Source organism: Thioalkalivibrio sp. ALJ15 (assembly GCF_000383695.1).
GTDB lineage: Bacteria > Pseudomonadota > Gammaproteobacteria > Ectothiorhodospirales > Ectothiorhodospiraceae > Thioalkalivibrio.
In genome coordinates, this window is record NZ_KB912058.1 from 1 (window position 1) to 12,733 (window position 12,733).

15 protein-coding genes are annotated in these 12,733 nt (G+C 67.1%); 11 read left to right on the top strand and 4 right to left on the bottom strand.

The features are described 5' to 3' along the window. Positions 1–218: transposase (locus G015_RS13610; protein WP_038050132.1), on the bottom strand; the 218-nt coding region annotated here is incomplete at its 3' end. A 313-nt stretch (positions 219–531) separates the two neighbouring features. Here G015_RS13610 and G015_RS0106750 point away from each other — a divergent pair. From G015_RS0106750 to G015_RS0106780, 7 genes are all read left to right on the top strand, one after another. After that, positions 532–1,725: an efflux RND transporter periplasmic adaptor subunit gene (locus G015_RS0106750; protein WP_020146355.1), complete on the top strand. Its 1,194-nt coding sequence runs from the start codon at positions 532–534 to the stop codon at positions 1,723–1,725. Between the two features lie 9 nt (positions 1,726–1,734). Next, positions 1,735–4,260 carry an ATP-dependent helicase HrpB gene (gene hrpB, locus G015_RS0106755; RefSeq protein WP_020146356.1) on the top strand — a complete coding sequence of 842 codons (2,526 nt, stop codon included), beginning with the start codon at positions 1,735–1,737 and terminating at the stop codon, positions 4,258–4,260. A 293-nt stretch (positions 4,261–4,553) separates the two neighbouring features. After that, positions 4,554–4,775 carry a hypothetical protein gene (locus G015_RS0106760; protein WP_017925782.1) on the top strand — a complete coding sequence of 74 codons (222 nt, stop codon included), beginning with the start codon at positions 4,554–4,556 and terminating at the stop codon, positions 4,773–4,775. Between the two features lie 155 nt (positions 4,776–4,930). Next, entirely contained in the window at positions 4,931–6,151 is a 1,221-nt protein-coding gene (locus tag G015_RS0106765; protein ID WP_018138059.1) for an AI-2E family transporter, read from the top strand. A gap of 12 nt (positions 6,152–6,163) precedes the next feature. Continuing rightward, positions 6,164–6,481: a YqjD family protein gene (locus tag G015_RS0106770; RefSeq protein ID WP_018138060.1), complete on the top strand. Its 318-nt coding sequence runs from the start codon at positions 6,164–6,166 to the stop codon at positions 6,479–6,481. Positions 6,482–6,484: 3 nt separating this feature from the next. Then, positions 6,485–6,898, top strand: coding sequence for a phage holin family protein (locus G015_RS0106775; RefSeq protein ID WP_018175393.1), 414 nt, complete (start codon positions 6,485–6,487; stop codon positions 6,896–6,898). Positions 6,899–6,901: 3 nt separating this feature from the next. Continuing rightward, positions 6,902–7,204, top strand: coding sequence for a hypothetical protein (locus tag G015_RS0106780; protein ID WP_018138062.1), 303 nt, complete (start codon positions 6,902–6,904; stop codon positions 7,202–7,204). 21 nt (positions 7,205–7,225) lie between these two features. Here the strand turns inward: G015_RS0106780 and smpB are convergent, their stop codons facing one another. Beyond that, complete coding sequence (gene smpB / locus G015_RS0106785) at positions 7,226–7,705, bottom strand: SsrA-binding protein SmpB (protein WP_018138063.1); 480 nt, start codon at positions 7,703–7,705, stop codon at positions 7,226–7,228. A 233-nt stretch (positions 7,706–7,938) separates the two neighbouring features. Between smpB and G015_RS0106790 the strand changes: the two genes are divergently transcribed. From G015_RS0106790 to G015_RS0106800, 3 genes are read left to right on the top strand one after another with little or no spacing between them, the layout of a single operon-like run. Then, positions 7,939–9,297: a sodium-dependent transporter gene (locus G015_RS0106790; RefSeq protein ID WP_018138064.1), complete on the top strand. Its 1,359-nt coding sequence runs from the start codon at positions 7,939–7,941 to the stop codon at positions 9,295–9,297. After that, a complete protein-coding gene (locus G015_RS0106795; protein ID WP_018994109.1) occupies positions 9,297–9,737 on the top strand; it encodes a type II toxin-antitoxin system RatA family toxin in 441 nt (146 codons plus the stop codon). The genes G015_RS0106790 and G015_RS0106795 overlap by 1 nt, the downstream gene beginning before the upstream one ends. Further along, entirely contained in the window at positions 9,727–10,158 is a 432-nt protein-coding gene (locus G015_RS0106800; protein WP_018138065.1) for an RnfH family protein, read from the top strand. The genes G015_RS0106795 and G015_RS0106800 overlap by 11 nt, the downstream gene beginning before the upstream one ends. 15 nt (positions 10,159–10,173) lie before the next feature. On the opposite strand, the gene G015_RS0106805 is transcribed toward G015_RS0106800, so the two are convergent. Continuing rightward, on the bottom strand, positions 10,174–10,536 hold the full coding sequence (locus tag G015_RS0106805; protein ID WP_018138066.1) for an outer membrane protein assembly factor BamE: 363 nt from the start codon (positions 10,534–10,536) through the stop codon (positions 10,174–10,176). A gap of 100 nt (positions 10,537–10,636) precedes the next feature. Here G015_RS0106805 and fur point away from each other — a divergent pair, with 100 nt between their 5' ends. Further along, on the top strand, positions 10,637–11,062 hold the full coding sequence (gene fur / locus G015_RS0106810; RefSeq protein WP_020146357.1) for a ferric iron uptake transcriptional regulator: 426 nt from the start codon (positions 10,637–10,639) through the stop codon (positions 11,060–11,062). Between the two features lie 877 nt (positions 11,063–11,939). On the opposite strand, the gene G015_RS0106815 is transcribed toward fur, so the two are convergent. Then, positions 11,940–12,629 (bottom strand): glutathione S-transferase family protein, encoded by a 690-nt coding sequence (locus G015_RS0106815; RefSeq protein ID WP_018994108.1) that lies wholly within the window; start codon positions 12,627–12,629, stop codon positions 11,940–11,942. Between the last annotated feature and the right edge of the window lie 104 nt (positions 12,630–12,733).

A 12,733-nucleotide genomic window follows, 5' to 3' on the forward strand; every position in this document is an offset into this window, starting at 1 on the left:
TCTTCCTCCAGCTCCCGGATCCGTCGCTGCTCCGGCGTCAAAGGCCGGCCATCGCCGGCCTCCCCGGCACGATCCGCCTTGAGTTGCTCGACCCAGCGCCGAACGGCCGTCTCGCCCACCCCGGTGTCCCGCACCACTTGCAGCACATTCTGGCCCTCATCCACCACCATCCGGGCCACCCGAAGCTTGTACTCCGGATCAAAATTCCTGCGTCCCATATCGTCTCCTCGATCAGATCCCAATCATTCCACCGATCGAGGTGTCCACGAAAATTAGACCAGCACACTTCTTTGGGTACTTTCTTGGGCAAGCAAGAAAGTACCTCGCGGCGCGCTGGCGAGACAGCGCAGGCAGGCGGTCGGACGAAAGCACCGTAAACACCAGATGCTGAACAAGGCCCAGCCTCACAGCGGCTGGTTGCCAACCACCGTTCAGGTGATAACCGAGGGTGGCAACTTGCAGACATACGCCCCGGCGTGCCGGGCGATGAGGGGGGAAGCGCGGAGTGGCGGGATTTGCGAGACTGATCCTATGGCGATGAAGAAGCGAATCACGGTTGGGCTCATCGTGCTGGCAGGGGTGGCCGCGCTGGTATGGGCGCTGCGCCCGCAGCCGGTGCCGGTATCGCTGACCACGGTCGAGGCCGGCCCGTTCGAAGAGACCGTGCGCGAGGAAGGGCGCACGCGGCTGCGCGACACCTTTACGGTGTCGGCGCCGATCGCCGGCTTCCTGCATCGCGTCCGGCTCGAAGAGGGCGATGCCGTCGAGCTCGGCGACGCGCTCTTCCGCATGGAGCCTTTGCCGACCCCGGCGCTGGATGCACGTTCGCGTGAGCAGGCGCGCGAGAATCTCGCCGCTGCTCGGTCGCGGCTGCGAAGCGCCGAGGCGAATCTGGAGAACCTGCAGTCGGAGGCCCGCTTCGCGGAATCGGAATATCGCCGTTATCAAGAGCTGTTCGATCGGGGTGCGGTTTCCGCCACCGAGGTGGAGCGTATGGAGACCGCACGCGATCGGGCGCGCTCGGCGGTGCGCGCCGGCGAATCCGCGGTGGAGGTCGCGCGCAGCGAGGTCGAGAGCGCGCGGGTGGTGCTGGATATTGCCAGTGGACAGATGCCGGAGTCCGAGGCCGATGCCCTGACGGTTCGTTCGCCCGCCGCAGGCGTGATCCTGGAGCGGTATCGCTGCTGCGAGGGCACGATCGGGGCCGGCGAGCCGGTGCTGGTCGTGGGCGATCTCGACGACCTCGAGGTGCAGGTGGATCTGCTGTCCATGGACGCGGTGCGCGTGGTGCCGGGCATGCGCGTGCGCCTGACCGACTGGGGCCGCGATGCCGAACTGGAGGGCACCGTACGCCGGGTGCAGCCGTTCGGCTTTACCAGGATCTCCGCGCTGGGCGTGGACGAGCAGCGCGTGCCGGTGATCCTCGACCTCGACGCGGTGGAGGCACGCATGGCCGGGCTGGCAGTGGGCTACCGCGTGGAGGCCGAGTTCCTGCTGTGGGAAGGGGATGACGTGCTGCAGGTTCCGACCAGCGCGCTGTTCCGCGACCGCGGCGAGTGGTCGGTGTTCGTGGTCGAGGACGGCCGTGCCGAGCCGCGCCAGGTCGAGGTGGGGCGTCGCTCGGGCTTCGCCACGCAGATCCTCGAGGGCCTGGAGGCGGGCGAGCGTGTGGTCACTCGCCCGGGGGACCGCGTGCAGGCCGGTACGCGCGTGGTCGCGAACTGACCGCTGTAGATGGCGAAAGAGTTGAATGAGGCGCCGCAGGCCCGGGCGCTGGAAGACCTCCTGGACCCCCTGGATGCCGCGCTGCAGACGCGCGGTGCCGCCGTGCTGGTGGCCGAGCCGGGCGCCGGCAAGACCACGCGCGTCCCGCTGCATCTGGCCGCCTCCAGCCCCGAGGACCGGGTGATCGTGCTGCAGCCGCGTCGACTGGCCGCGCGCATGGCGGCGACCTTCATGGCCGCGCAGCTGGGCGAAGCGGCCGGGCAGACGGTCGGCTATCGCGTGCGCGACGAGCAGAAGGTCTCGGACCGCACCCGGGTGGAGCTGGTCACCGATGGGCTGTTCCTGCGGCGCATCCAGGGTGACCCGCTGCTGGAAGGGGTTGGCACCGTGGTCTTCGACGAATTCCATCTGCGCCGGCCGGAGGCCGAGCTGGCGCTGGCCTTTGCGCTGCAGGTGCGTCGGCTGCTGCGCCCGGAGCTGCGCATCGTGGTGATGTCGGCGACCCTCGACGACGAGGCCGTGGCCCGGCTGCTGGCCGGACCGGAGGCGGATGCCGTGCCGGTGCTGCGAGCGCGTGGGCGGCAGTTCCCGGTCGAGGTCCGTTACGCCCCAACGGCGAAGGATGCCCCGCTGGCTGACGGCGTGGCGCAGGCGGTTCGCGACGCGCTGGCGGCGGAGACGGGCTCGATCCTGGTCTTCCTGCCCGGCGAGCGCGAGATCCGCGAGGTGGCCGCGCGTTTGGGCGACGGGATGGGCAAGGGACTGGGCACGCCCTCCGGCCCCGCGCGCATCGCGCCGCTGTTCGGGCGGCTGTCGGCGCAGGAGCAGGCCCGGGCCGTGCGCCCGGCGCTGGAGGGCGAGCGCAAGGTGGTGCTGGCCACCGACATCGCCGAGACCAGCCTGACCATCGAGGGCGTGCGTGTGGTGATCGACGCGGGGCTCGCCCGCGAGCCGCGCTTCGATGCGGCGACCGGGTTGTCGCGGCTGGTGACGCTACCGGCGTCGAAGGCCGCCGCCGAGCAGCGGGCCGGGCGTGCCGGTCGCACCGAGCCCGGTGTAGCGATCCGCCTGTGGTCGCGGGCCGACGAGGTCGCGCGCCCGGACTACGCGACGCCGGGGATGCAGCAGGTGGACCTGCTGCCGCTGGCCCTGGAACTGGCCGGCTGGGGCGAGGCGGTGGCCGAACTGGACTGGCTTGAGCCGCCGCCCGCGCAGGGCCTGGCCTCCGCGCGGGCGGTACTCGCGGAACTGGGTGCGGTGGATGCCACCGGTCGGATGACCGGGCATGGGCGGGCCCTGCTACGCCTGCCGACCCACCCGCGGCTGGCGCACATGCTGTTGCGGGGCCGCGAGCGGGGGCTGGCACGCCTGGCCTGCGAACTGGCGGTAGCCGTGGAGGAACCGGGTGTGGCCGGGCCGGGGGCTCCGCTGGAGCTGGGTGCGCGCCTGGAGCGCGCGCGGCGCTCCGGTGGCCGGGCCTGGCAATCCGGTCTGCGGCGTCTGGAGCAGGCGCTGGCGCGAGCCGGGGACCGCCCCGCCGTTATGGATGCGGTACTGGACGAAAGCACGGCGGTGGGCGTGCTGGCGGCGCTGGCCTGGCCGGAGCGCATCGCACGCCGCCGTGGCGAGGCGGCCGGTCGCTTCGTGATGGGGAACGGTCGCGGCGCGTGGCTGCCGGAACGCGAGCGTCTGGCGCATGCCGACTACCTGGTGGCGGTGGACTGCACGGATGCCGACCGCGAGGCCCGCATCCGCTGTGCGGTGGCGCTGGATCTGGCCGCACTGGAGCAGGAGGCGCCGGAACTCTTCCACCGCGAGACGCGCTGCGACTGGGTGGAGGACGGCGCGCGGCTGGAGAACGCGCGGATTCGACGGATCGGCACGCTGGTGGTGGAGCGGCAGATGGTCGCGCTGGACGACCCCGCCGCCACCATCCCGCGCTGGTGCGAGCGGCTGCGCCGCGAGGGCCTTGCGCTGCTGCCCTGGGATGACGCGGCGACCCAGTTGCGTGCGCGTATCCAGCTGCTGCACGACGCGATGCCCGCGGCGGGCTTTCCGGATCTGCGCGACGCCGCGCTGCTGGTGACCCTGGAGGACTGGCTGGGGCCGTATCTGGCCGGGATCACGCGGCGCCGGGATCTGGAGCGGCTGGATCTGGCGGCGATCCTGCGCGCGCGGCTGGATTGGGACCATCAGCAGCAACTGGAGCGGGAAGCCCCGGCGCGGATCGAGGTCCCCTCCGGCTCCGCCCACCGGATCGACTACACCCAGGACCCGCCGGTGCTGGCGGTGAAGCTGCAGGAGCTGTTCGGTCTGGGCAAAACGCCCCAGGTGGCGGGCGGCCGCGTGGCACTGGTGCTGCACCTGCTATCGCCGGCGCGGCGCCCGGTGCAGGTCACGCAGGATCTTGCCAGCTTTTGGGAGAACGGCTATCCAGAGGTGCGCCGCGAGCTGAAGGGGCGCTATCCCAAGCACCCCTGGCCGGAGGACCCGTGGAATGCGCCGGCGACTCGGCATACGAAGCGGCGCGGGTAGGAAGAGTCGGGTCTGGCGGGGGCTTCGCCTGCAAGCAGGCTCCCACAGGAGCTTGAGCAACACAGGACGCTGTGCGTCACCCTCTGTGTCGTCATCCCGGAAACCGCGGAGCGGTTAGCCGGGATCTCGGGCGTCGGGGTGGTGCATGGCCGCGGAGATCCCGGCTCTTCGCTGCGCTGCGGCCGGGATGGCGAAGTGGGGTGCGGCGGCGGGATGACGATGCGGCGGGTGGCGTTCTCGGGTAGTGTCGCGTTCAGAGCCTACCCGGGCCGAGTGCGAGGAAACGAACCGCGATGCTGAAGTTCCTGACCGTTGTCCTGATCCTGCTGTTTGTCTGGTGGCGGGTATCGCGCTGGCTGGAGGTGAGGCGGCGGCGGGCGCGCGGCGAGGATGTTTCCTACGAAGTGCGGGTGAAGGGCTTTCGCCCGATCACGATCCTTAGCGTCATCTTTCTGATTCTCTACGGGGGATACGTGATCTGGTTTGCCCTGACGGAGTGGGCGGATTTGTTCTAGCTGATTGAATCAGCGTCCCTCGGGAGGGGCCGCGCGTACTCGGGCCTGGGTCGAGCGCCATATTTTTGTGATGCAGTGCCTGAAACGATGGTGCGCACCGTGGCAGATCATGGCCGGGTGGTTACGGTCGAACGACCCCCTCATGCGAGCCCTCCGTGGAAAACCAGCCGCAATCGAATATCGAATTCAGCGCCTTCGAGCGGACCTTGTTCCGCTATGTCGCCGTGCTCGCCGCCTTCATGGTGCTGACCGGGCTGGTGGCCCTGCTGGTCTGGTTGCTGGGGCAGGTGGTGTCGTTTTTCTACGCGCTGCTCTTGCCGCTGTCGGTGGCCGGGGTGCTGAGCCTGATCCTCTACCCGGTGGTGCGCTGGCTGCAGCGGATTGCGGGATTCTCGCGGATGGGGGCGGTGAGTTCGCTGTTCGGTGTGGTGTTGATTGCGCTGGTGGTTGTCGCCGTACTGGTGGTGCCCACGGCGAGCCATCAGGTTCAGGAGTTCATCAAGGGTGCCCCGGAGCTGGCGGAGAATGCCTATGAGTCATTCTCGCGCAATTTCCCTGACGCCACCGAGCGGGTGGCCTCGATGCTGGAGGACCTGGATCTCCAGAGCATCATGCCCAACCTGGAGGGTGTGGGCTCGCAGCTGATGCACTACGTGACGGTAGTCGTCGGGCTGGCCTTTGTGCCCTTGTATCTGTTCTTTGCGCTGCTGTCCGGCGAACGCCTGAAGGAGGGCGGGCGCGAGGTCTTGTCGGTCTTTCGGCCCCAGACCCAGCGCGAGCTGATGTTCCTGGGCCGCCTGTTTGTCGGCTACGTGACGGCGTTCTTCCAGGGGCAGGTGGTGATCGCCCTGATCATGGGGGTTCTGCTGGCCGCCGGGTTCTCGCTGATCGGCCTGCAGGCGGCGATCCTGTTCGGGTTGATGCTGGGGTTTCTCAATATCGTGCCCTATCTGGGGACGATCGTCGGCTTGACGCTGGCTCTTCCGGTGGCCTATCTCCAGCCTGAGGGTGGCGGATTGACCCTGGTTGCGCTGGTGCTCGTGGTGTTTGCCCTGGTGCAGCTGATCGAGAGCTGGCTGCTCACGCCGAAGATCATGGCGGATCGCTCCGGACTGCATCCGGCGATTGTCGTGATCTCGATCTTCTTCTGGGGGACGGCGCTGGGTGGCATCATCGGCATGATCCTGGCTGTGCCGTTGTCGGCGTTTGTGGCCAGCCTCTGGAAGCACTTCAGGGTCAAGTGGAGTACGGCCCTGGTGGATACCTCGGAAGTGGCCGAGGAAGACCCGGAAATCCTGACGGGGTTGAGTGGTTTCGATGACCCTGCAACCAATTCCGCGGGGGATGGGTCGGAAGATGATCCAGGCCCGCGATAGGGAGTGCGTGTAATGGCAACGACGAAAAGCAGTAGTGCGAAGAAACAGGACGAAGCGGAACATGACGCCTCCACCACTGAACGTGTGGCGGCCCAGGCCCACGAGGCCGTGGACCGCGTGGCGGAGCATGCCGGTACGGCCGAGGAACGCATCCGCGAGGGCCTTTCGCATGCGGATGAAGAGGTTCGCGAGCGGGCGGAGAAGGCGCGTCAGAGTTCCGAGGACGTCTTGCGCGTGGTCGGCAACTACGTACGCGACAACCCGCTGACCGCGATCGGCCTGGCCTTTGTGGCGGGGACCCTGTTCTCGGCCTTGACCCGCCGCAAGTAGGCCATGGCCGCGCAGGACGACGGGCCGGCGCGCGAGCGACCGGACTCCGATACCGCCGACCCCGGGGACGTGATGCAGGACCTCGGCCGAATCCTGGGTGATTCGCGCGAGTTGCTGGGGACCGAGACCCGACAACTGGTGCGCAATGCGGTGGGGGTTATCGTGTTTGCGGTGGTGCTGGGGCTGCTGCTGGTCACGGTGTGGCTGGCGCTGGTCGCGGCCGTGGTGATGCTGCTGCAGGCCTATGCGGGGGTGTCGCCGGCGTTGTCGCTGGTGATCGTGGCGGCGCTGACCGGCGTGCTGGCGTGGCTGGTTGCGCGCGGCATTGGCCGGCTGCTGCACGGCATGACCTACCCGGAGACGCGCGCCCTGGTACGGAATCTGGTCGCACGGCCCGAAAGCCGGGATACCGAGTAGCTCATGGCTGGCACCTGGCTGGGCCTGCGGGGCCGTTCTCGCGAACTGCGCCTGCGGCTGCAGGGTGAGGTCGACGAACTGCGCGACGATGTGCGTGCCACCGGCTGGTGGCGCGCGCTGCAGCGTCTGGGTTCACCGGAGATGATCCCCAGGGCGTTCCTGCTGGGATTTGCAGTCGATCAGCTGCGCGGACTGCGCCTGCTGCGGCCCGTGAAGGCACTGACAGCGGGTGTGCTGGCGGTGACGAAGCTGAGCTGGCTGACCCGGCGCTGGTGGTGGAAGGGCCGGACTCATCCGACCGAGTAAGGTCGAACCCCGGTTTCTCCTTCAGCCGCTCTTGAGGATGCGCGCGCGCTCGCGTTGCCAGTCCTTGTCCTTCTTGGCTGCGCGCTTGTCGAAATCCTTCTTGCCCTTGGCCAGGCCGATCTCCAGCTTGGCGCGGCCATGTTTCCAGTACAGGGCCATGGGGACCAGGGTATAGCCCTTGCGCTCCACCGCGCCGATCAGGCGGTTGATCTCCGAGCGGTGCAGCAGCAGCTTGCGCGTGCGGCTCGGGTCCGGGTTGATATGGGTGGAGGCGGTGGGCAGCGGGGTGATGTGGGCCCCGAACAGGAACGCCTCGCCCTTGCGTAGCAGCACGTACGCCTCGCTGAGCTGGGCGCGCCCGGCCCGCATGGACTTGACCTCCCAGCCCTGCAACTCCAGCCCCGCCTCCAGGCGGTCCTCGATAAAGAAATCGTGGCGCGCCTTGCGGTTCAGCGCGATGGTGTTGGAACCGGCGTCCTTTTTCTTCTTTGGCTTTCCCATGGCCCGCGCAGTGTACTGCACGCGCGGGGCGAAAGCCGAGGAAACACGCACGAACGTACAGGATCGCGGACGCGTCTCGGGTCGGCGTTGGCCGCGTACAGTTGAGCCCGTGGGAAGCCTGCCCCACAATTCCGGGCGACTCGAAGCCCCGCTTGTGCCGCCTGCGCCGTTGACCGCAACTCGATCTGGCTGCGCTGAACGATGGAACGGGTACCACCAACAAGGAGCCGCTGATGCCTGCCACGACTTCCATCCACGGTCAGTGGACGACCCGCCTGGCCTTTATCCTCGCGGCCACCGGGTCGGCTGTCGGGCTTGGCAACATCTGGCGTTTTCCCTATATCGCCGGCGATAACGGTGGCGGGGCCTTCGTGCTGGTTTACCTCGGCTGCATCCTGCTGATCGGCCTGCCGGTGATGATGGCGGAGATCCTGCTGGGGCGGCGCGGCCGCCAGAGCCCGATCAATACGATGGTGACGCTGGCGCGCGAAGAGGGCCTGAGCCGTGGCTGGGGCATGATCGGGTGGATCGGTGTGCTCGCCGGGTTCCTGATCCTGTCGTTCTACAGCGTAGTGGCCGGTTGGTCGCTGTCCTATGTGTTCAAGTCCGGCACGGGCGGCTTCTTGGGCCTGGATGCGGATGGCTCGGAGGCCATGTTCGACGGCCTGCTCTCCAATCCCGAGGCCCTGCTGGCCTGGCATACGATCTTCATGGTGATGACCGCGATGGTGGTCGCGCGCGGCGTGCAGTCCGGTCTGGAGAAGGCCGTGACCATCCTGATGCCGCTGCTGTTCGTAATGCTGGTGGTGATGGTCGGCTACGCGATGGTGGAAGGGAACTTTATCGCGGGGCTGGAGTTCCTGCTGTACCCGGATTTCTCGGCGCTGACGGCCAACGCGGTGCTGCTGGCGATGGGGCAGGCGTTCTTCACGCTGAGCCTCGGCATGGGCGCGATCATGATCTACGGCAGCTACCTGCAGAGCGATGCCTCGATCGCGAGGACTTCGGCGGCCGTGGTGGGCGCCGACACCCTGGTGGCGATCATGGCCGGGCTGGCGATCTTCCCGATCGTGCTGGGCGCGGGCCTTTCGCCGGAGCAGGGGCCGGGCCTGATCTTCGTCACGCTGCCGCTGTCGTTCGCGGAGATGCCGGGCGGGCTCTACTTCGGGACGATGTTCTTTGTGCTGCTGGTGTTCGCGGCCTGGACGTCGTCCATCTCCATCATCGAGCCGGCCGTCGCCTATCTGGTGGAGAATGTCGGCATGACGCGCGTGGCCGCGAGCGCCAGCATTGCTATCGCCGCCTGGCTGATGGGAATTGGCGCGCTGCTGTCGCTGAACGTCTGGTCGGATTACACCCTGTTCAACATGGGGATCCTGGACCTGCTGGACTATGTGACTGCTAACATCCTGCTCCCGCTGGGCGGGTTTCTGATCGCGGTATTCGTAGGCTGGCGCATGACCGAGCGCTCGGTCCAGTCCGAGCTGCGCATGAAACTCGGGGGTCTGTACCAGATCTGGTATTTCCTGGTGCGCTTCGTGGCCCCGATTGCCATCCTGTTTGTGTTCCTGCGCGCGGTGGAGCTTATTTGATGTCCTCGACAGTCCGGCGCTCGGCGGAGGTCCCGTACTCCCGCGAGCAGATGTTCGACCTCGTTAATGACGTGGATTCCTACTCGGAATTTCTGCCGGGTTGCCGCAGCTCGCGTGCGCGCATGTGCGGAGAGGATGAGGTGGAAGGGACCATCGAGATGGCCAAGGGCGCCCTGCACAAGTCGTTCACCACGCGCAATCGCGTGCAGCGCCCCGAGCGCATCGACATCCGCCTGGCGGACGGGCCGTTTCGTCGCCTGCACGGCACCTGGAGCTTTACCGAGCTGGACAATGGCCAGACGCGTATCGCGCTGGAGCTGGAATTCGAGTTTGCCAGCCGGCTGATGTCGTTCGCGATCGGGCCGATCTTCCACCAGCTCGCCAACTCTTTTGTCGACGCCTTTGTGCGGCGCGCGCGCGAGGTCTACGGTGCCCGATGATCAGGATGCCGTTAGCCCCGAGGCGGGGCACGGCACAATCCGTATCGAGGTCGCCTATGCACGCCCCGACCGCCAGGTGATCCTGCCGTTGGTCGTGCCCGAGGGCACGACCGTGGACGCAGCCCTGCGCCAGTCGGAGATCGACGCCCAGTTCCCGGAGATCGATCTGGAAAACGCCAAAGTGGGGATCTTCGGAAAGCTCACCCGGCGTGACACGGTGTTGCGCCCGAAGGATCGCATCGAGATCTACCGCCCGTTGATCGCCGACCCGAAAGAAGTGCGTCGTCAGCGGGCCGGCAAGAACCGGAAGAAGCCCGGCAAGGGGGACGCGCAGAAGGCCGGCGATCAGGCGTCCGCAAAGCCCGCGGGCGAGAAGCCGGAGGACGGCGCCGGGGGCGGCAAGGATTCGGCCGGCGATTGAGCCGGCCGGTTGCGATCAGTTGTCGTCGAGCTCGACCGGGTACTGGTCCAGCGCGATCGGCTGCGGCACGTCGGAGTCGACGTAACTGACTACGCCATTCTCGAAGAACACCGTTACGCGGCGCTGCTCCGTCGGCCCGATCCCGGGACGGCGATAGTAGACGTAGTCCCAGCGGTCTTCGCGCTTGAACGCGCCGTCGATCTGCGGCGTACCCATCAGAAAGCGGACCTGCTGCGGGGTCATGCCGGGCTGGATCTGGGCGACCTGTGTCGCGTCGATGACGTTGCCCTGCTGTACATCGAGGCGGAACTGATTGAAGCCACTGCAGGCGGTGAGCAGGCTTGCAGCCACGGCAATAGAAATGAGAATCTTGATCATCGAGCCGGCGGGTCCCCAGAAGTCGGATGGGCCGTTGAACGCGCATGGTACACCAAAGCGTCCGGATGCTCTCAAGCAATCGGGTGACGGGAATCGAAGGATGGAAACAAGCGATCTCAAGAAAGCGGGGCTCAAGGTCACGCTGCCACGGATGAAGATCCTCGAGATCCTCGAGAACTCGGAAACGCGCCACCTGACGGCCGAGGCCATTTACCGCGAGCTGCTCGACTCGGGCGAGGAGATCGGGCTGGCCACGGTCTACCGCGTGCTGACGCAGTTCGAGGCCGCGGGGCTGGTCTGCCGGCTCCACCTGGAGGGCAACCAGGCCGTGTTCGAGCTGGAGCGCGGCGGGCACCACGATCACATCGTCTGCAACCAGTGCGGCCGTGTCGAAGAATTCTTCGACGAGACCATCGAGACCCGCCAGCGCGAGATCGCGCGCCAGCACGGCTTCTCCATCAAGGACCACGCCCTGGTCCTGTACGGCGACTGCAACGACAGCGCCTGCCCCCACCGCCCCGTCTGACGCGCCCTCGCGCGGCTTTTCAGTCCAGCCGCTTTTCAGGCTGGGCCTGGTTCGTCCTCTGGAGTTTACGGTGCCTTCGGTCCGCCGCCTGCCTGCGCTGTTTCGGCAGCGCGCCCCGAGGTACTTTCTTGCTTGCCCAAGAAAGTATCCAAAGAAGGGCACCCGGATTCCGCCCGGGAACCTTGCTCCAGGACCCTCGGGCCGGCGGCGCTGAAACTCGCTGCGCTCAGACAGTCAGCGCCTCTCTTCCGGCCCGAGGACCCCTCCGCAAGGGGCTTCATACGGGGGATGAAGGTCAAGACAACGGCCGCTCTGACGTTCGTGCCAATGGATGGAGGCAAGGTGTTCCGACATCCTGGGTACGCGCGGCCTGCAGCCCTGGCGTGCCGCGCCCGCCAGCGGGCGCCAGACCCCATCGTAGGATGTGATGAGCGCAGCGAATCGCATCAGGGTTGCCCCGACGTTGGCATGGTGCGTTTCGCTGCGCTCAACGCACCCTACAGCTCGGCCTTGTAGCGGGTGCTCGAATACCGCCTGTTTTGACCTACCCTCCCGATATGAGCCCCTTGTGGAGGGCGTGACAGGCCGGAAGAGAGGCGCTGACTGTCTGAGCGCAGCGAGTTTCAGCGCCGCCGGCCTGGCGCGGCCGGAGCAAGGTCCCCGGGCGAATCCCGGGCGTGTTTCTTGGTTCCTTCTTTGCACGAGCAAAGAAGCCCGTTTTTGATCAACAACTGGCGCGGCGCGCTGCCGAAACAGCGCAGGCAGGCGGCGGACCGAAGCCACCGTAAACTCCAGAGGACGAACCAGGCCCAGCCACAAAGACGTGTGCTGCTGCCACGTCCAACCCGTCAGGGCCCGGGCGCCCGGAGGCCTGGCCTCAGGCCGTGTCGGCCAGGCGCGAGGCGATGTGCGCCGGGGCGAAGCCTTTCTGTGCGCGCAGGTAGGCGGCCAACCGCGCCGCAAAGTCACCGGGGACCGAGGTAGAGACCGCGTCCATGTCGCGCAGCATTTCCCAGCGCGCGGCCAGGCGCGGAAACGCCTCTGGCTCCCAGGGATTATCGATGTCGTCGATCAGGCCGTAGCGCAGCAGGATCGGCGCGAGGGTGGCATCGATCAGGGTGAAGGCATGCCCCGTGAGCAGCGGATCGGCTGCCAGCTCCCGTTCCAGTCGCTCCAGCCCGCGCGAGGCCGCATGGCGTTCCATCTCGAAGGCCTCTTCGTCCGCCGCCGTCATCCAGCGGTACTGCGTCATGGTCTGCTCGCCCAGGTATTCGATCCAGGCGCGCGTGCGGGCCTGCTGCAGCGGCGTGTCCGGCATCAGTGAGGGCGGGGTGATCGCATCGATATATTCGTTAATCACCGCCGATTCGAACAGCACGGTGTCGTGATCAACCTTCAGGATCGGCACCTTGCCGAGCGGAGATTGTTCGCGAAACCAGTCGGGCGGGTCCGCGAGATCGATATAGGTCACTTCGAACGGCGCCTGCTTGTATTTCAGCGTGATCACGCTACGCTGAACGAAAGGACAAAGGTCAAAGCTGATCAGGTGCAGATGCGGGAGTTTCATGACGTATCGAAGCCCCATGCGGGGCCCCATCCTCTGATGGTGGAAAGGCGCGCATTGTCCATGCCCGCGATCCGGCGGGAAAGTCCAGTGTCTCCAGTGCGAGG

Bases quoted from the DNA above. Each gene is read 5' to 3' on its own strand.
- smpB (WP_018138063.1), bottom strand. From the start codon at position 7,705: ATGGGAAAGCCAAAGAAGAAAAAGGACGCCGGTTCCAACACCATCGCG.
- G015_RS0106775 (WP_018175393.1), top strand. From the start codon at position 6,485: ATGGCCGCGCAGGACGACGGGCCGGCGCGCGAGCGACCGGACTCCGAT.
- G015_RS0106790 (WP_018138064.1), top strand. From the start codon at position 7,939: ATGCCTGCCACGACTTCCATCCACGGTCAGTGGACGACCCGCCTGGCC.
- G015_RS0106770 (WP_018138060.1), top strand. From the start codon at position 6,164: ATGGCAACGACGAAAAGCAGTAGTGCGAAGAAACAGGACGAAGCGGAA.
- G015_RS0106795 (WP_018994109.1), top strand. From the start codon at position 9,297: ATGTCCTCGACAGTCCGGCGCTCGGCGGAGGTCCCGTACTCCCGCGAG.
- fur (WP_020146357.1), top strand. From the start codon at position 10,637: ATGGAAACAAGCGATCTCAAGAAAGCGGGGCTCAAGGTCACGCTGCCA.
- G015_RS0106780 (WP_018138062.1), top strand. From the start codon at position 6,902: ATGGCTGGCACCTGGCTGGGCCTGCGGGGCCGTTCTCGCGAACTGCGC.
- G015_RS0106815 (WP_018994108.1), bottom strand. From the start codon at position 12,629: ATGAAACTCCCGCATCTGCACCTGATCAGCTTTGACCTTTGTCCTTTC.
- G015_RS0106750 (WP_020146355.1), top strand. From the start codon at position 532: ATGGCGATGAAGAAGCGAATCACGGTTGGGCTCATCGTGCTGGCAGGG.
- hrpB (WP_020146356.1), top strand. From the start codon at position 1,735: ATGGCGAAAGAGTTGAATGAGGCGCCGCAGGCCCGGGCGCTGGAAGAC.
- G015_RS0106760 (WP_017925782.1), top strand. From the start codon at position 4,554: ATGCTGAAGTTCCTGACCGTTGTCCTGATCCTGCTGTTTGTCTGGTGG.
- G015_RS0106805 (WP_018138066.1), bottom strand. From the start codon at position 10,536: ATGATCAAGATTCTCATTTCTATTGCCGTGGCTGCAAGCCTGCTCACC.